Genomic DNA, 17,311 nt, shown 5'->3' on the forward strand with positions numbered 1-17,311 from the left:
GACATGGCTTGCTAGTGAGACTAATTGGATCGCTTCCGGTAGCGCCTCCTTAGCGCCAAGTGTTCATTGGTGGACAACTGGTGTTCATCTGGAGTGCTCATCCGGCCGACGGTGGTCGGGTCAGGACGCTGTGTTTGAACCCGTACTTGTTGGTGTAGCCGTAGCCGGCCGACCGCCGTCCCACGGACCCCATGGGCATGCCGCGCAAGATGGCGTTGGTGGCGGGTCCCCCGGCGCCGGCTGCAGGGGTCTCCTCCGTCACCGCGCTGGCCAGGCTCACCTCCGCGGTCGCGTTGGTCCACGACGACGGAACCGACAACATCCCGACCTTGCCGGCCGAGCCCGCGCTGGCCAGCATGGCCCCACCGGTGTTGCCGCTGACCGAGCTGACGCCGCTGATGGCGCCCAGGTGCAGGCCGGCGAACTGTGGAGTGGGGATCCACGCACCGCCGGCACCGGCCGTCGTGCCGGCGCCGAACGTGAGCTGCTGTCCGATCGACCAGCCGAAGTTCCCGATACCGACGCCGAAATATGCCTGCAGGGTCTGCTTGATGATCGCGGTGTAAATGCCAGGCGTCAGCCCGAACCAGTTGTTGGTCGGCGTCGGCAAACCGTACGTGAGGAAGTCCTGGATCTGGCTCTGGATCATCGAGAATGGCCAGTTGCTCGCGCTCCAGGTCGACAGCTGCCCCAGCAAGTCCGGAACGGAGACGGTCTGGGCGGCCGCCGCGGCCGTCTGCCCGGAGTTGCCGGCCGGCTGCGCGGCGGCCTGGGCGACCGCGAGGCCCTGATTGGCCACGCCCTCCGGGGTCGAGGTGTTCGGCGGCGACTGGTACTGCGTCAGCACCGTGGCGGCGGCCGACGACGCGGCGTAGCCGTACATCGCCGCGGCGTCCTGCGCCCACATCTCCATGTACTGCGCTTCGGTCGCCATGATGGCCGGGGTGTTCTGACCGAAGAAGTTGGTGGCGATCAGCGACATCAGCAAGACCCGGTTGGCCGCGACCACCGGCGGTGGCACCGTCATGGCGAACGCCGACTCGAACGCCGCCGCGGCGGCCCGCGCCTGACTGGCGCTCTCCTCGGCCAGACCCGACACCGTGCTGAGCCAGCTCACGTACGGCAGGACCGCCGAGACCATCGCCGTCGACGACGGACCCACCCAGGGCGAACTGGTCAACTCGGTGATCACCGAGTTGTAGCCGCTGGCCGCCGTCGCCAGCTCGGCCGCCAGCGCGTCCCACGCCGTCGCGGCGACCATCATCGATTCGGCCCCCGGGCCCGCATACATCCGACCGGAATTGATTTCGGGCGGCAACGCTCCGAAGTCGAACACCGCGTCCTCCTCAGTCGCCCGCGATCGCCATGGCGATCGCGGCCCTCAACCACAACTGTTGCAAGTCCTGGGAGCGACCTCCTCAGAGGTGGCTCCCCCGGGACTGCGTTGGCCCGTTGTAGGTCGCCGGCTGACTTCGATCTGTCGATCGGCAAATCAGCGCTGGATTATCGGGTTTGGCTTTGCGCACCCGTTCGCTGTGCCCGGATAGGCGACCCCGCACCGGGATTCCCGGTTGCGTCAGCACGAACGACACGCACAATCTGGCCCGATTACCCATTGTCAGCAACCGAGCGACAGCCCTACGTTGCCCGAACTGTCGCTCGTGGAGAACATTAGTTGTTCGATCCGGAGTCGCGGACGCCCGACGCCAACTGTTCATTGGAGGCCAGCGATTGTTCAATCCCGGTCAACCACTGTTCATTTGGAGCAACCGGGCGTTCACCTGCATTTCGCTTGGAGCTCAGCTGGCGAACGTCAATCCGCGTCGTCAATCCTCTTCGATGATGAGCGCCATCTCGGGGCAGGAGGCCACCCCGTCGCGGGTCACCTGCTCGTCCTCGGGTCGCACCTCGTGCTCTTCGACGAGCGAATAGCCGGAGGCGTCGATGGGAAACAGGTCCGGATCGACGGCAAAACACTGGGCATGGCCCACGCACCTGGACTTATCGAGACGGACCCTCACGCGGCTTCCTTCTTGGCCATGGCGAATCGCCGGTAGATTCGTCGCTCGATGAAGTCTAGAAGATTTGTCTTCAGCGATGACCGGCGAGTCACATCTGTCGACAAATTGGTGACCCGTTGCGGCACATGCGATATTGGTGTGCCACCGGAATGGGCGCCCACACAGCGCCACCCGGGGCCCGGCTGACACCAATACCAGAGACCAAGCGGAGATCCACAGGCATGAGCACCCCCGGCGAGAGCCAGCCAGGCACCTTCCATCTACCGCGGCTCGAATATTACAAGCTGCCGATGTCAGCCGACCGCGGCGTGGGCTGGAAGACGCTGCGGGACGCCGGCCCGGTGGTGTTCATGAACGGCCAGTACTACATAACCCGCCGCGAGGACGTGCTCGCCGCGCTGCGCAACCCCAAGGTCTTCTCCTCGCGGCTGGCCCTGCAGCCCCCCGGCTACCCGCTGCCGGTGGTGCCTTTGGCGTTCGACCCGCCGGAGCACACCCGGTACCGAAAGATCTTGCAGCCCTACTTCAGTCCGCACGGGTTGAGTAAGTCCCGCCCGGTCCTCGAGCGCCACGCCGCCGAGATGATCGCCGAGCTCGCGGCCCGTGGCGAATGCGAGGTGATGGCGGATTTCGCCCGCCTGTACCCGTTTCAGGTATTCCTCGACCTCTACGGCTTGCCGCTTCAGGACCGCGATTACCTGATCGCCCTCAAAGACGCTGTCATCGCCGACAAGCCGTATCTGAGCGCAGAGGACATCAAAAAGGGCGAGGACCTGTTGGCCTATCTCAGCGACGTGATCCGGCAGCGCCGCGAGACGCCCGGCTCCGACATGTTGTCGCAGGTGATGACCGGCGAGGGCGACTTCACCGACCTGGAGCTGCTGGGCATGAGCCATCTGCTGATCCTGGCGGGCCTGGACACCGTCACGGCGGCGATCGGGTTCTCGCTGTTCGAGCTGGCGCGCAGGCCGGAGCTGCGTGTGGAGCTGCGCGACAATCCAAGGCAGATAAGGGTTTTCATCGAAGAGATCGTCCGCCTGGAGCCGTCGGCGCCGGTCGCGCCTCGGGTGACAACCGATTTCGTCAACATCGGCGGCATGACCCTTCCACCCGGAAGCCACGTCCGGTTGTGCATGGCCGCGATCAACCGTGACGGCACCGACGCGGTGTCCACCGACGAGCTGGTCATGGACGGAAAGGTGCACCGGCACTGGGGATTCGGCGGCGGTCCGCACCGCTGCCTGGGTTCGCACCTGGCGCGGATCGAGCTCACCGTCATCGTCAGGGAATGGCTCAGGCAGATCCCCGACTTCGAGCTGCCCGCGGACTACGCCCCCGAGATCAAGTTCCCGTCGAAGACCTTCGCGCTCATGCAGTTGCCCCTGAGCTGGAAGTGAGTTGAGGCCGGCCCGGGCATTGCCCCGGCCGGCCTCAACTCAACCTGACGGACTACTTGCGGAACTCGGTCGACGCCACCTGGACGAAGACGCCGGTGTCCTCGGCCATGAGGAGGCCACGGCCGCGGGGCAGCGGGCCGCCCTTCATCTTGCCGCGGATGAAGCCCTCGTCGGGGTCGGCGTCCATCACCAGCAGCGGCGCGTTGGCCTGGTGCAGCGCCCGCAGCATCGGGTCGCTGCCGGCCGACGACCAGCCACCGAAGGTCCGGGTCACGAGCACGTGCAGGCCGACGTCGGCCGCCCGGTTCACCCAGGGCGCGGCCTTGTGCAGCGGTGAGTCGAAACCCGTTGGCAGCTGCTGGATGTCGTCCACGATGAGGAAGATCTCGGGACCGCTCCACCACGACCGCGACAGCAACTCCTCCGCCGACAGGCCGGGTGGCGGTTCGCGGCCGGCCAGGACCGCCGCCAGCTCCGTCATCATCGCGTTCACGCCGTCGAGGTTGTAGGCGAACTTCTCGACGTACTCCGAGCCGAGCACCGTCAGCAGCTGACGGCGCGGGTCGACAAGCCAGACCTGGGCCGAGGGCTGCCCCGGCGCCGGTGGGGTCGGCGCCGCGGTCGCACCCGGGGCATACAGCCTGCCGATCTCGGACATGATGGTGGCCAGCGTCGTGGTCTTGCCGCATTCGCGTCGGCCCGTCACCATCAGGTGCGAGTTCTCGGCGAAGTTGAGATAGACCGGCGCGAGGTCCAATTCCGAGATGGCCCAAGCGATTCCGCCGGCGCCAACGCCCTGGCGGGTGTCGCGGGCGGCGAGCTCGCGCACCTGCTGAACGCCGAAGATGGCGGGCAGCCGGCGCACCGGCGGTGCCTGGGCGCTCGTGAGGCGGCTGACCGCTTCGACGATGCTGTCCGACTCGAAAATGTTGCTCGGCGTGCTGGACAGTGCGGGCCGGGCCACCAGCGTGTGCAAACCGGCCTGGGGGTCGGCGTCGAGGCGGACGTAGTTGACCGCGACCATGCCGCGGCCCGGCTTGACCGGCACCTCCTTGGCGAACCGCGACCGCACCAGCTTGGCGTCTTCGACGGCGGCCAGGCGCAGCTCGACGCGGGACCCGAAGCCGCTGCGCACCGGCGGCCGCAGCTCCGACTCGCGGTCGGCGGTGACGATCACGTGCACGCCGAACGACGGGCCCTGGTTGATGATCACGTTGACCTGCTCGATCAGGACCTCGTTCTCCTCGGCCAGCGCCCGGTAGTTGTCGACCACCAGGTAGACGTCGCCGAACCCGTCATTGGGCACCGGCCCGGGCTCCCCGCCGAACTTGCGGCGACGGAACACCTCCATCGAGGCGATCCCGTACTCGAGGAAGGTGCGCTTGCGCTCGCGGACCAGCGCCAGCAATTCGGCCACCGTGCGGCGCACGCCGTAGGGATCGGTGGGTCCGGCCACCTCACCGACGTGCGGCAGCCGGGCCACGGTCGTCAGCGCGGTGCTGCTGTAGGCCAGGCAGTAGAACTGGACCTGCTCGGGCGTGTGGGTGAGCGCGGCCGCGCAGATCAGCGTCTGCAGGGCCGTGGTCTTGCCCGAGCCGCCGGCGCCCAGGATCAGGACGTTCGCGCCGGGCCCGGAGGTGTCGACCGTCCACGGCGGCTGGTCGTGCTTGAACGGCCGGTCGATGATCCCGAGCGGGAACACCAGGTTGCGCGCGGTGCCGTAGTCCTGCTGCCAGGAGTGGCCGAGGAACCGGTTGACCAGCTCGTCGATGGCGATGGGCTGGTTCAGCGGCGGCTGCCAGAGCCGGTAGGGCTCGAACTGGATCTTGCGCAGCTGGTCGATGATCACCGTGCCGACCTTGGGGACGCGGATCCCCTCCTCGTCCTCGTCCTCGGCCGCGTCGAGCGCCTCACCGTTGGAGCCATTGGTCAACATGGCCGGCGGGACGTCCGGGCCCTGAACGCTCACTTCCAGCGGGGTGAACGAGTTGGTGAACAGCTGCGGGCGAACGTAGTCGATGCTGTGCACCAGTGCCGGCGTTTCCTCGCCGTCGATGGTGATGCCGCGCGGGATGAAGTCACGCCACAGGAACTCGGCCTGGAACCGGATGATGTCCTCGAGGCTCTTGCGGAAGTACCCGAGGCCGGCCTGCGCGGGCAGGTTGACCGCGTTCGGCACGCCGGCCGCCTGCGCGGCGCCGGCGGTGCGGGCTTTCAGCACCAGCCGGTAACCCATGTTCTCCATGAGCTTCTCGGCGCGGCTTTCGATGGTCTGCGACGCCATCATCAGGTGGATCCAGTAGGCGCGGCCCTGACGGCCGATCGAGTCCAGCACGTCGACGGCGGTCGGCATGATGCGGAACCACTCGTAGAACTCGTCGATGACGACCACGAGCATCGGCAGCGGCGGCATGTCCTGCCCGCGGGCGCGCATCCGCGACCGCACGGAGTTGTACTCCTTGGCGTCGTCGACGCCGGCGCTGTCGCAGATGGCCTTGCGGCGGGCGATCTCGCCCCACAGGGCGTCCAGGAAGCGCTCCATCAGCGCCTGGTCTTCTTCCAGGTCGGTGATGATCCGGGACACGTGCGGCACCCCGGCGAACGGCTTCACCGCCGACCCACCCTTGAGGTCGGCCAGGACGAACTGCAGCTCCTCGGGCGGGTGGCCGAGCATCAGCGACTCGATCACCGTCCGCACCAGGGTCGACTTACCGGAACCGGTGGTGCCGGACATGACCCCGTGCGGGCCGTCGCCGCCCTCGTCCAGGGACTTCATGTCCAGGAACAGCAGCTCGCCGTTGTCGGAGCGGTTGCCGAACGGGGCCCGCAACCGCGAGCGTCCCATCGAGTCCGTGCGGCTCCCCCACAGCGCGTCGAAGTCGATGGCGGCGGGGTCGTCGACGCCGTAGTAGGACAGGATGTCGCGGGCGCCGATGTGGGCGACCCGCTGGCCGATCTCCTCGTAGGCCTCGGCGAGCCGCCAGCGCGCCAGCTTCTGGGCGAACTCCTCGGCGTCGGCGACGCTGACGTGATCGGTGAGCGCGAAGAACCACGGCTTCTCGTCGATCACCATCCAGGTGTCGCGGTCGCGGGGCAGCGCCTCGATGACGCCCCGCTCGTCGAAGCGCAGCGTGCGCTCCGGCACCGACGACCACATCGGGCCGCCGGTCAGGTCGAAGAAGGTGACGCCGTCGATGCCCTCGGCGCTGATCACGTACTCCCATTGGGGATCGGTGACGTCGGCGATGATCACCGTGTGCGGGGTCGGGGTCTGCGCCGACGAGCTGGCGTGCCGGGGCGTGAAAGATCCCCGGCCGGCGAACAATTCGGCCTGCTCCGCGGCGAACTCGCGGACCGATGCGTACACCATCCGGGCGTTGCCCGCGGCGTCCTGGCGGCGGGGGTCACCGAAGTGCGGGAGCCACTTCACCCAGTCCCACTCGTCGAGATCCGCGCTGACGACCACCATCTGCACGTGGTCGGGACCGTGCGAGAAGGCCAGCTGGCACATGATGGCGCGCATCAGCCCCAGAACCTGCTCGCGCTCCCCCACCAGCGAGTACCACGGCTCCACCAGCAGCGAGATCATCTTGGGCAGGTTGTAGACCACGCTCTGGTAGCGGCCGAATTCCTGCAGCGCCTTGCCCGTCACCGGCTCCAGCTCGATGTCGGTCGGCATGTTCTGCGGCTCACCCCAGGTCACCTCGGGGCGGGTCATGCCGACGCCGACCCGGACGACCCCGAAGTTCAGATCCTTGCCGTCGGGCTTGCGCTCCCACATCCGCGACGATCCGACCGCCGCGGACAGCGTGGAGGGCGCCGGGTGGTACCACCGGTAGTTGGCGTCCATGCTGTCGGCCGACTCGTGCGCGGTCTCGCGCAGCATGTCCAGCATCAGCATGAACTGGGCGCGCATCGCGTCCAGCTTCGGCCTGCTCATCTGCTGCTGGCCGCCGGCGCCGCGGAACATCATCATCATCATGCCGCCGACCATGAAGATCGGGAAGATGGCCCCGACGCCCCCGAAGACGTGTGATCCGCTGGCGAACACCATGGCGACCATGCCGCCCAGCAGACCGATCACCACGACGCCGACGACCACGATCCACCACGGCTTGCCCTCCGGCGGCGGGATGCTCAGCGGGGTCGGTAGGACGATGTTTTCCGGCTTGATGACCGGAGGCTTCTCCGGTGTCGGCCGCGCGAACCCACGTTTCACTTAGGTACCACCAACTCTGCAGGGGACATGTCCATCGGTAGGGTGTCGTGCTCCACGAGCGCATCGGCCCGGGACAGGGTCGGGCCTTGCGGCAGCAGCCGCAACGCCACCCAGGGTGCCAGGCTCGGCGCCGTCTTCAGGCCCAGCGCCTCACGCACCTCGCGGCTGTCGTCCACGCCGAACCGGGCGCCGGCGTCCGTGAGCCACCACAGGGATTCCATCGTCTTGGCGCCGGGGTCGTTGCCGGTGAGCGCCACGAAGTTCGCGTAGTCCGGACCGAAGTAGACTTGGTCGGCCTCGCGGCCGGTCGTGTCCGCCTTGACCAGCGACACCACCCGGCCCATCTCCTTCTGCGCCACCGGGATGGTTGGCCCGGAGATGACCTGGATGCGGGCGCGGTTCTCACCGGAGGTCTTCTGCCACCACCAGCACGTCGCGGGGTTCTCCCGGATGTCCATCACGTTCAACGGCGTGTCCGGGTAGGAGGACAGGTCCAGCTTGTTCACCACGGGCATCTTCGCCAGCGCGGACGGCTCGACCGTCACCGGCTTGGTGTTGCCCGGCCCGGCGTTCTGCAGGATCTGCGCCACCAGGGGCGGCAGCGTCTGCACGCCGTCGGCCAGCACCAGCGAATACTGTTGCGGCCCACTGATTTGCGGGGTGACGATCACCGTGCCGATCGGCCCGGGCGCCCCCGGGAAGGCCGCCGGGGAGCCCGCGTTCTGGATCTCCGGGACCGCCAGCTCGGGACCGACCGGCAGCGCGTCGAACAGGGCGCGGCTCATCGGCTTGGCCATGCTGACCTGTTCCGGGGTCAGGCCCAGCGGCAACAGCACGGACCGGTTCGTCGAGTCGATCCGCGACCGGCGCCCTTGCCGGATCACCCAGGCGTCCCCGCCGTAGCTGAGCACCACGGCGTCCGAGCCGTTGAGCACCTGGCGGTGGTTGGTGAGGTCGGGGTTGCCGTCGATCACCGTCACGGTTACGCCGGACGGCGATGCCACCCCGGTCGAGCCGCCGACGGTGTCACACACCAGCCACGACGAGGCCTGCGGTGTCTTGGGCGTCATGTTCGTCGGCGCGCCCGGGATGCCGACCAGCGGCCCCCGCGGCATGTTGGCGATCTGACTTCCCTTGACCAGGTGTGGGTTGTCGGGGCGGCCGGTGATGAGCCGCGCCGAGGCCAGGTTCAGGGCCGGAAACAGCTTGTCGCCCACGCGCACGTACAACGCGCCGGAGTCCCGGTCGGCGATGATGGGCGACTCGTTGATCTGGCCGGACGGGCTGATGAACGACCACAGCAGCGCGCCCAGGCAGATCACCAGCGCCGCGGAGATCGACGCCACCACGGCCAGCGTCTGGCGCCGACCCGGCTCGATCTCCATGCGGACCCGCCACCGGGTCAGCGCCATCGCGGTCCGGCGGGCCAGGAACTGGTAGCCGGTGACCTGCGTCCGCGTCGACAACCCGAGGCCATAGCCCGACCCGCGCTGCCCGCGACTCTCTTCCGCCACGTTATTTCACCATCCGGTCTGCTAGAACGCCTGGATAAAGTCCCTCGGGATTTGCCCGGCGCGAATTGCTTCCACAACCGTCACAACCGTAAGGCACCCGCACCCACCTCGCCACGCGGCGCCATTTCTCGTCCTCTATTACATATGCCGCTGTTCCCGAACCCGCCACCTTCGGGGTTGTCGGGGTCAGAGCCGCTCGCGGCCGCGGCGTGCGCCGCCGGCCCGCGCGTTCCGTGTGCCCCACTTACCCCCCGACCGGACTCGACGACCTCATCGTAGCGGCGAACGGCCGGCTCGTCCTGCCAAACGTCGCCTTCAGCGAACACACGGGTGAGCGCCGCCCGCGCAGCAAAACTCGCACGCCGGGCCGTTCTGCCTCCGACGCTGCAAGATGACCGTTATGACTGAGCTCGCCCCGTCGCTGGTCGAACTTGCCCACAAACACGGCATCGCCACCGAGTACGACGACTGGACCGGGCGGCGGGTGCCCGTCCCCGAAACCACGCTGGTCGCCGTGCTCGCCGCCCTCGGGGTCCCCGCCCGCACGGAGCAGGAACGCAACGATGCCCTGTTCGAGCTGTTGCGGTCGTACTGGGCGCGCCCCCTGCCGCCGACCATCGTCGGGCGCCCCGGGGCGCAGACCAGGTTTTGGGCACACGTGACCCACGGCGACCCGGCCGAGGTGTGGCTGGAGCTCGAGGACGGCACCCGCGGCGGCGGGGTCCAACAGGTCGACAACTTCACCCCGCCCTTCAACCTGGACGGGCGGCTCGTCGGCGAGGCCAGCTTCGTGTTGCCCGCCGGGCTGCCGATCGGCTACCACCGGGTGTGCCTGCGCTCCCGCGGCGTCGAAGCCGGCACGGCGCTGATCATGACCCCCGATTGGCTGGGGCTGCCCGAGCGGCTCGGCGCCCGCCGCGCCTGGGGCCTGGCCACCCAGCTCTACAGCGTGCGCTCGAAGCGGTCCTGGGGGGTGGGCGACCTCACCGACCTGACCGACCTGGCGGTGTGGTCGACCTCCCGCCACGGCGCCGACTTTCTCGTGGTCAACCCCCTGCACGCGGCGGCGCCCTCCGGCCCGACGAGCCCGATGGAACCCTCGCCGTACCTGCCCACCTCGCGCCGCTTCGTCAACCCGCTGTATCTGCGTGTCGAGGCCATCCCCGAGTTCGCCGACCTGCTCAAGCGCAGCCGGGTCCGCCGGCTGCGCTCCGACGTGCAGCGGCGGGCCCGGCGGCTGGACGCCATCGACCGCGACGGCGCGACCCCGACGCGCTGGAGGTGTCGTTGGGACACCTGGTCACCAAGATCGACGCCGAGCGCGCCGGCGGCCTGGCCGCCCAGGGCGCCGACCGAATCGTGCTGGGGATGCCGCCGACCTCCGATATCGAGCAGGCCAAGGACATGCTGAGCGCGTGCGCCCAACGACTGTCGCTCACCGAGTGAACCGGTCCGGTCCGCGATGACCCTGTCGGCCGACGCCCGATGCGCCCTCAGCGATCTGGTGCACCGCTACGCCGCGGGGGTCGACGATCGTCAATTCGATTTCGTCGCACAGCTTTTCACCGCCGAGGCCGAATTGACGGTTCCCGAGCCGCCGGCGCAGCTGCGACCGGTCCACCGCCACCGGGGCCGCGACGCGATCGCCGTCGCGGTCGCCGCCGTCGCCGCGGTCGCCCGGACCGAACACGCGATCGTCGGCGAGGTCTACGACGCCGCGGTGCGTCAGGGCGGCGCCGTGGGGCGTGTCGCGTGCGTCGCGCACCATTGGGACCGCCGCGGCGACGAGGTCGTCGACCTGGTCTGGCATCTGCGCTACGACGACGAGTACGAGCTGACCGACGAGGGGTGGCGGATCAGCCGGCGCGCGTTGACGATCAACGCCATCGAGACCCGCCGCACGCGCCGGTTGCTCCCGCGCGACGCGGACTAGCCGCCGAAAGGCCGCCCGCCTGTTGCACTTTCACCGAATACAACTTTCATCGAGTCCCGGGGTTGCGCGGTGGGCCGAAGCCGTTTGTTGGGAAGGCATTCCGGGTATATCGCCGTCATCGCTCAACCCCGCAGAGTGACAGCAAAGGAGAGGCCCATGGGGCAGATCACGCGCCCCACTCCCGTCCAGGATTGGACCCCCGATCAGGATTCGCCCCGCGCGCCGGGACTGCTCACCGTCGCGGCGGCGGCGCTGTCGTTCGCGGTCTGCGTCGCCACGTTCGCGCTGGGACACGCCGGCGCGGGTGTCGCCGCGGGCATCGTCGCCCTGCTGGCCCTCGGGGCCGGCCTGGCGTGGCTTTCGATGGACCGCAGGCGGTTTCGTCAGGCCGAGCGCGACTGGTTGGTCCAGCACCACCCGGCGCGTTAGGTCACCGGTATGGGCGGCCGGCCTGTCACTGCAGGGCGGCCAGATTGTTCACCGACTGCCGCACGTCGCCCCGCAGCACACGGGCTACCAGGCCGCCGACGGGCCCGCTGAGCACGCCGCCGCGCAGATCCGCGCTCAGCTGCAGGTCCGACCCGCCGTGATCGCCGTCGATCCGCAGCGTCACGCCGATTCGCACGCCGCCGCGCCCTCGGCCTTGCAGCTCAACCAGTTTCGGTTCGTCGTACCGGGTGACTTGCCAGTGGATGACGTTGCGGAAGCCCTTGACCTTGATGCACGACGCGACGCGGGTCCCCTTCTGAACCGTGTCGGGGACCTCCCCGCGCCAGCCGCCGAAGATGGTCATCCATTCGTCGAACCGCCGAAGGTCCGACGCCAGTTTCCAGGCGGCCTCCGGATCCAGATCCGATGCCATCGAAACGTTGACCCGTGCCACGTGTGATCCCCTCCCGATATGTCCCCGGCCTCCACCTGAGGTACCCGGGCGCGCGAAAGGGAAAACCGGCCGGTTACGGCCAGGCCTGCTCCAGCTGGTGGGCGACGTCGATGACCTGGGCCGCTTGCGAGTGCGGTGCGTCGATTTCCTCGGCGACGTATTGCGCGATGAAGCGCCGGATCTCGCCGTCGACGCCGGCCAAGATCCGCAGCACCTCCCCGCGCAGCGAACTCGACGACACGTTGACCGTGATGTCGGACGGCCGGGGCTTGGAGACGTCGACGATCAGCAGCAACGGCTCGGCCGCCCGCGCCGTCGCGCGCAGCGCGATGTCGCCGGACACGACGAATCTCTGCTTGTCGACCCGCAGATCCAGGAGCAGGTCGATCGACAGCGGGATGTGAATGGTGAACGTGATGGTGTCGCCCAGCCGCCGGGTGACCTGTGGCTCCTGGATCTTGACGTTCGCGCTGACCTTGGCGATCTTGCCGGGGCCCTGGGCGATGGGCTCCATGGCGAACTCGTTGCCCGCGATGTCGGAGAAGGCGGCGGCGACGCGCTCGGGGGTGACCGCGACCTCGAAGAATCGGCGGCCGAACTCTTCGTAGCTGACAAAATCGAGGTTTTGCATAGGCTTATACCGTCTCACGTCCCTCGCCGGAACCGTTGTTGATCCGCTCGCGTCGCGGAAATCCCGTCGGAGGTGGCCAGAGACCCGCCGGGCGAGCAAAGCCGAGGGATACCACGACGGCGTGTTCCCCATCCGGCCCGGTGTTGTGAACAACGCCACAGGCGGGCGATTCGATTCGGTGTCGCGCCGGGTGGCCTGGGAGCCTGGATGGCCGGGAGGTGTTTCACGCGTGATCGGGGCCCACAAAATCAGGGAAACCCCCTCCGCCCGCACGGTGGTCGGGGCGGCCGCGCTCGGAGCCGCGTTCGCGTGGCTGGTCGCGTCGGCGGCGGTCACCGAGTCGGTGCGGTGGCCCGTGCTGGTGGTGTTGCCGCTCACGCTGCTCTTCGGCCTGCTGGTCGGCGTGGTCACGCGCGGCGTCGCCGGCATACCCGACCGGGGGTGGCGCGGCATCGCGGGGCGCGCGGCCGTCGCGGTGGCGCTCGGCGTCGTCGTCGGCGAACTCGCCGCGCTGGTCGTGTTTTCCCGCTCGGTCGACAACCGTCTCGACCAAAGGGCGCTGCGCGACGCCGACGCCACCCCGGCCGTCGCGCAGGCGGCGGCGTCCCTGCAACAGAGCCGGGATGCCCGCGCCGCACTCGACGCGGGCGTCGAGCGGGCGCGCGAACGCCAGGACGCGGCCCTGGTCGTGGCGCGCTGCGAATACCACCCGACACCGGCCTGCCCGCAGACCCGGATCACCGGCATTCCCGGTGCCGGGCCCGAAACGCGCACCGCCGATGACCTTCTCGCCGACGCCCAGCGCCAGTTGGACGATGCACTGGCCGATCGCGACCGGCGGGCGCCCGGCCTCGACGCCGCCATCGTGTCCGAACAGCAGAACCTCAGCGCCGCCCGCGCACGTGAGGTGGGCGACGCCCGTCGGGGCCTCGGCGCGCGCTGGTCGGCCATGAACGACCTCACGCTGGCCGATGTGGGGGCGCTGACGCTGCGGCTGGCGATCATCGCGTCGTGCGCGCTGCTCTACCTGCTGCCCCTGCTTCTGGCGCTGTGGCGCAGGCATACGTTGGACCACCACCGGGCGTCGGCGAGCGCGGAGCGCGAACGCGCCGAACTGGATGCGGACACGGCCATCGCCGTCAAGCAAGCCGAGGTTCGCCGCGAGGCCGAGATCCTGTGGGCCGAGCATCGACTGGCGCAGGCCCGATTGGCCGTCGAGGCGCAGCTCGAAATCGACCGCGAACAGCAACGCCGCCGGGTTCAGGATGCCCTCGGGGAGGCCGTGCGCGCGTCCTCGGAGCGCGAGTTCGAGCCGGGTGCGCAAGACATGTACCTGCCGATCGCGGCGGAGGCGGAGGCGGCCGCGCTGGCGGCCGTGCGCCGAATCGGCTTGCGGCACAGGGCACTTCACATTGCTCCGACTTTGCCCGCACTTTGCCCCCACTTTGCCCGCACTTTTCATTGGCAGGCAATCCGCCGTTAAGCTCCCGTTGGTCGCAACGGGTGCGATCCCCGCAGCGCTTTGCAACAATCACAAAACTATGAAGACTGCGCTGTTGATGGCGGGCGTCGCCCTGGCGATCGGGACGGCTGCCCAGGCGAACGCCGACATAACCGCCAAGGATCAAGCCTTTCTGACCACCCTCAACCAGGCCGGGCTCGTGTACATGAGCCCCGAACGGGCGATATCGGCCGCCAAGTCGGTCTGTGATCTGGCCGACGGGGGTATGGAGGGCGCCGACATCGTCAAGAACCTGCAGGACAAGAACCCCGGCTTCGAGGGTGACGGCGCCGCCAAGTTCGCGGCTCTGGCGGCCCAGTCCTACTGCCCGCAGAAGCTGAGCGGCGGCGACTCGGCTCCCCCGCCGAAGAGCGGCAACGCCTAGCGCCGTTTCTGGAAAACCGTCGCCCGGCCGCGTCCGAACAGAGCAGGTTACGATCTCCTCCAGGCGCCGGCAAAGGGAGGACGGTAGGTCTCGGTGAGAACGGGAAGATCGGCCCTCGTTTCGGCCAGAATTTCGGCCCTTACGTCGGCCGACGCATGAAGGTCAGCCTGTTCCTCGCGGACGCGGCCCAGGCCGACGCGCAATCGGGAAAGGTGCACGCGCTCGGGTTGGGCTGGCGGCAATGTCAAACACCCACTCCCCCTTTCGCGTTGGTGCTTTTCCTGGATATCGACTGGGATGAAACCAACAAGCAGCACAAGCTGAGCTGCCAGCTACTCACCACCGACGGCGAGCCGGTGGTGGTGATGGGGCCGCAGGGACCGCAGCGAATCTCCTTCGAGGCGGCGGCGGAGGCCGGCCGCCCTCCCGGGGCGATCCACGGGACGTCGGTGCGCATGCCGATGACCCTCAACATCCCGGCCGGCATTCCGCTGGAACCGGGAATCTACGAGTGGCGGGTGGAGGTCGAGGGTTTCGAGCAGGCCACCGCCGTCGAGGCCTTCGTGGCGCTGGCGGCCCCGCACCCGCCGGTCCCGTCGGCGTAGCCGCGCTTTCGCGGCCGGGGGTTCACTCGTCGCCGAAAGCCGCGTGCAACTCCGGCAGGAACCCGGCCAGGTGGTTCATCTCCTGCGCGCAGTGCACGAGCAGGTTGCGGGCGGTGGATTCGGAGTTGCCGAGGATCCGCGAGGCGATCGGGCGGACCGCGCGCGACGCGACGCCCGGGGCCTTGCGGACGGCGATGTGGGGCCCGCCCATCCAGAACCGGGACCGCATTTCGGCCCCCGACGGCGTCGAGCGGATGTGATGGATGAACCAGCCGACGTCCACCGGCGCGTCGCCGGACCCCAGCCGGGCGCAGATCGCCACCGCGTCGGCGCTGTCGGCGGGGCAGCCCATGTCCGTGGGCTCGACGAACTGGATCGCCCCGTTGAGCAGGTTCGAGCCGATGTATTCGCTGATCATCGACCAGCGCCCGACGTAACGCCGGGCGCCCGTGCGGCCGGCCGCGTCGTCGTCGCCGTCCTTCCACGCCGCGGACAGGTGCGCGCGCGGATGCCACAGCTTGTAGCGGCGGGTGTCGCAGCCGTGCCAACCGAACCACCAGGTCCACATGGCCGGCGTCACGCCGGGCATGTCGGTGCGTACCGACACCTGGAAACTGCCGTCCTCGAGAACCCCGTAGCCGTTCTCGGTCCGCTGGTAGCCCTCCTCGGCGACGCCGGCGGCGTCGTCGAACGCCGGCAACGCCATCCCGCCCTGCGGGCCGTGCTGCAGCGCCTCGACGACGTGCCGCGGCAGCGGAGCCATCTCGGGGCGGAAGAACTTGCCGAACGGGGTGTTCGCGTCGTCTCCGCGGTAGCCGAGGTACAGCTCGCCCGCCATCAGAGCCGCCCCATCCAGCTGTTGAACAGGCCGTCGGGGTCGTAGGCGGCGCGCGCCGTGTCGAGGCGCGCCATCGCCTGGTCGCTGGCGAACCGGGCCGGGCGCTGGCCGAGGTTCTCGTCGGCCAGTTGGATGCCGGCGGCCAGGTGCGACATCGCGGCCATGTTGGACCGCGCCCAGTCGGCATACTTCGCCTCGTCGGCCGGGTCCTTCCACGAGCCGTAGAGCGCGAGGTAGATGTCGGCCTCGATGCTGTAGGCCATGTCCTGGCGGGGCGGGCACGGGCCCCAGTTCAGCCACAGGAAGTGCGCGGGATGCGGGGGCAGGGTGTCCAGGATCGTCCGGATGCCGGGCAGCAGCTCTTCGGCCGACGCCGAGGTCCACATGTTGTCCACCGCGTAGTGGTGGTCGGACAGGTAATGGCTCATCGCGATGTCGTACCATTGCGGCAAATCGGTTGGCATGTAAGGGATTTTGAGGACCGCCTGCTCGGCCACCGGGCAGCTGCCGAACAGTGCGAGCGCCTTCTCGGCCTCCTCGTCGGAGTCGGCGAACGCCGGGGATGCAAACGAGATGACCGGGTCGTCGATGCCCATGTTCGGTTCGCCGCGGGAGGCCACGGCCTGCAGTTCCACCCGCGGGTCGACGTCGGCGCTGACGGCGCGCGCCCAGGTGAACACCTCTTCGGCCAGGTCGAACGGATAGAGGTACACGCTGGTGCCGCAGGCGCGCGGCCGCGGGTAGAGCTTGAGGTAGAACGACGTGACGACGCCGAAGAAGCCCGGGCCGGCGCCGCGGGCCGCCCAGTACAGGTCGGGGTGGTGGTCTTGGTCGCAGTGCACCTGCTCGCCGTCGGCGGTGATGACGTCGAGGCCGATGACGCTCTCGCACGCCGGGCCATATACCCGGCTGTTCCAGCCGTATCCGCCCTGCAGCAGATAACCGCCCAGGCAGACACCCTTGCAGTGGCCGCCGGGGAAGAACAGGTTCTGGGCCTCGAGGTCGGCCATCAGCAGGCTGCCGCCCTTGCCCGGGCCCACCACGGCCGTCATCTTCTCGGCGTCGATCGCGGCGTGGTCGAGGCGGCTGACGTCGATCAGCACGGAGCCGTCGCGCAGGTGGCTGGCCGCGAAGCTGTGCCCGCCGGAGACGACGCTCACCCGGTAGCCGTTGGCCCTGGCGTGGCGCAGGGCCGCGACGATGTCGTCGGCGCCGACGGCCTGCACGATCACCTCGGGGTAGCGATCGGGAACCCGTTGGTGCCAAACCGTTCCGCGGCGGGCGGTCTCGTACCCGTCGTCGCCCCGGAAAAAGTGCCGCCCGGACGGTAGCGCGCTCATCGCCGGCTCCTCTGGTTTCGCATTGCGGATCTTTGCGATCCGCA

Annotated in this window: 13 protein-coding genes and 3 pseudogenes; 8 read left to right on the forward strand and 8 right to left on the reverse strand. The window is 68.9% G+C overall.

Annotated features, from left to right (window positions below; translation table 11 throughout):
• Positions 1-97: 97 nt before the first annotated feature.
• On the reverse strand, positions 98-1,336 hold the full coding sequence (locus BN971_RS04045; protein ID WP_085181686.1) for a PPE family protein: 1,239 nt from the start codon (positions 1,334-1,336) through the stop codon (positions 98-100).
• Positions 1,337-1,826: 490 nt separating this feature from the next.
• The gene (locus BN971_RS04050) at positions 1,827-2,021 is read right to left on the reverse strand and encodes a ferredoxin (protein WP_085181685.1); all 195 of its coding nucleotides are present in this window, start codon (positions 2,019-2,021) and stop codon (positions 1,827-1,829) included.
• A gap of 221 nt (positions 2,022-2,242) precedes the next feature.
• Here BN971_RS04050 and BN971_RS04055 point away from each other — a divergent pair, with 221 nt between their 5' ends.
• Positions 2,243-3,418 (forward strand): cytochrome P450, encoded by a 1,176-nt coding sequence (locus BN971_RS04055; RefSeq protein WP_085181684.1) that lies wholly within the window; start codon positions 2,243-2,245, stop codon positions 3,416-3,418.
• A gap of 52 nt (positions 3,419-3,470) precedes the next feature.
• Here the strand turns inward: BN971_RS04055 and eccCa are convergent, their stop codons facing one another.
• Together eccCa and eccB are read right to left on the reverse strand one after the other, a co-directional pair.
• Entirely contained in the window at positions 3,471-7,637 is a 4,167-nt protein-coding gene (eccCa, locus tag BN971_RS04060; RefSeq protein ID WP_085181683.1) for a type VII secretion protein EccCa, read from the reverse strand.
• Complete coding sequence (gene eccB / locus BN971_RS04065) at positions 7,634-9,151, reverse strand: type VII secretion protein EccB (RefSeq protein WP_085181682.1); 1,518 nt, start codon at positions 9,149-9,151, stop codon at positions 7,634-7,636. Before eccB ends, eccCa begins: the two co-directional genes overlap by 4 nt.
• A 400-nt stretch (positions 9,152-9,551) precedes the next feature.
• Between eccB and BN971_RS04070 the strand changes: the two are divergent.
• The 4 genes and pseudogenes from BN971_RS04070 to BN971_RS04085 all read left to right on the forward strand — a co-directional run.
• Positions 9,552-10,415, forward strand: a pseudogene (locus tag BN971_RS04070) (4-alpha-glucanotransferase); the annotation flags it as partial.
• A pseudogene (locus BN971_RS04075) lies at positions 10,412-10,597 on the forward strand (LLM class F420-dependent oxidoreductase); the annotation flags it as partial. The pseudogenes BN971_RS04070 and BN971_RS04075, both read left to right, overlap by 4 nt.
• 16 nt (positions 10,598-10,613) lie before the next feature.
• Positions 10,614-11,084 (forward strand): nuclear transport factor 2 family protein, encoded by a 471-nt coding sequence (locus BN971_RS04080; protein ID WP_085181679.1) that lies wholly within the window; start codon positions 10,614-10,616, stop codon positions 11,082-11,084.
• Between the two features lie 156 nt (positions 11,085-11,240).
• The gene (locus BN971_RS04085) at positions 11,241-11,513 is read left to right on the forward strand and encodes a hypothetical protein (protein WP_085181678.1); all 273 of its coding nucleotides are present in this window, start codon (positions 11,241-11,243) and stop codon (positions 11,511-11,513) included.
• 25 nt (positions 11,514-11,538) lie between these two features.
• On the opposite strand, the gene BN971_RS04090 is transcribed toward BN971_RS04085, so the two are convergent.
• Positions 11,539-11,967 carry a type II toxin-antitoxin system Rv0910 family toxin gene (locus BN971_RS04090; RefSeq protein ID WP_211279821.1) on the reverse strand — a complete coding sequence of 143 codons (429 nt, stop codon included), beginning with the start codon at positions 11,965-11,967 and terminating at the stop codon, positions 11,539-11,541.
• 73 nt (positions 11,968-12,040) lie between these two features.
• A complete protein-coding gene (locus tag BN971_RS04095; RefSeq protein WP_085181677.1) occupies positions 12,041-12,598 on the reverse strand; it encodes a hypothetical protein in 558 nt (185 codons plus the stop codon).
• Positions 12,599-12,788: 190 nt separating this feature from the next.
• Between BN971_RS04095 and BN971_RS04100 the strand changes: the two are divergent.
• From BN971_RS04100 to BN971_RS04110, 3 genes and pseudogenes are all read left to right on the forward strand, one after another.
• Positions 12,789-14,030 (forward strand): annotated as a pseudogene (locus BN971_RS04100) (DUF4407 domain-containing protein); the annotation flags it as partial.
• Between the two features lie 109 nt (positions 14,031-14,139).
• A complete protein-coding gene (locus BN971_RS24910; RefSeq protein ID WP_085181675.1) occupies positions 14,140-14,484 on the forward strand; it encodes a DUF732 domain-containing protein in 345 nt (114 codons plus the stop codon).
• Between the two features lie 155 nt (positions 14,485-14,639).
• Entirely contained in the window at positions 14,640-15,089 is a 450-nt protein-coding gene (locus BN971_RS04110; protein WP_085181674.1) for a DUF6941 family protein, read from the forward strand.
• 22 nt (positions 15,090-15,111) lie between these two features.
• On the opposite strand, the gene BN971_RS04115 is transcribed toward BN971_RS04110, so the two are convergent.
• Together BN971_RS04115 and BN971_RS04120 are read right to left on the reverse strand one after the other, a co-directional pair.
• Positions 15,112-15,927 (reverse strand): DAPG hydrolase family protein, encoded by an 816-nt coding sequence (locus BN971_RS04115; protein ID WP_085181673.1) that lies wholly within the window; start codon positions 15,925-15,927, stop codon positions 15,112-15,114.
• On the reverse strand, positions 15,927-17,267 hold the full coding sequence (locus tag BN971_RS04120) for an FAD-binding oxidoreductase (protein ID WP_085181672.1): 1,341 nt from the start codon (positions 17,265-17,267) through the stop codon (positions 15,927-15,929). The genes BN971_RS04115 and BN971_RS04120 overlap by 1 nt, the downstream gene beginning before the upstream one ends.
• Positions 17,268-17,311: the final 44 nt, after the last annotated feature.

It is taken from the genome of Mycobacterium bohemicum DSM 44277 (assembly GCF_001053185.1).
Taxonomy (GTDB): domain Bacteria; phylum Actinomycetota; class Actinomycetes; order Mycobacteriales; family Mycobacteriaceae; genus Mycobacterium; species Mycobacterium bohemicum.

What these genes read in the sequence shown, in the direction of transcription:
- BN971_RS04095 (WP_085181677.1), bottom strand. Translation starts at nt 12,598, where the DNA reads ATGCAAAACCTCGATTTTGTCAGCTACGAAGAGTTCGGCCGCCGATTC.
- BN971_RS04055 (WP_085181684.1), top strand. Translation starts at nt 2,243, where the DNA reads ATGAGCACCCCCGGCGAGAGCCAGCCAGGCACCTTCCATCTACCGCGG.
- BN971_RS04110 (WP_085181674.1), top strand. Translation starts at nt 14,640, where the DNA reads ATGAAGGTCAGCCTGTTCCTCGCGGACGCGGCCCAGGCCGACGCGCAA.
- BN971_RS24910 (WP_085181675.1), top strand. Translation starts at nt 14,140, where the DNA reads ATGAAGACTGCGCTGTTGATGGCGGGCGTCGCCCTGGCGATCGGGACG.
- BN971_RS04115 (WP_085181673.1), bottom strand. Translation starts at nt 15,927, where the DNA reads ATGGCGGGCGAGCTGTACCTCGGCTACCGCGGAGACGACGCGAACACC.
- BN971_RS04120 (WP_085181672.1), bottom strand. Translation starts at nt 17,267, where the DNA reads ATGAGCGCGCTACCGTCCGGGCGGCACTTTTTCCGGGGCGACGACGGG.
- BN971_RS04085 (WP_085181678.1), top strand. Translation starts at nt 11,241, where the DNA reads ATGGGGCAGATCACGCGCCCCACTCCCGTCCAGGATTGGACCCCCGAT.
- BN971_RS04080 (WP_085181679.1), top strand. Translation starts at nt 10,614, where the DNA reads ATGACCCTGTCGGCCGACGCCCGATGCGCCCTCAGCGATCTGGTGCAC.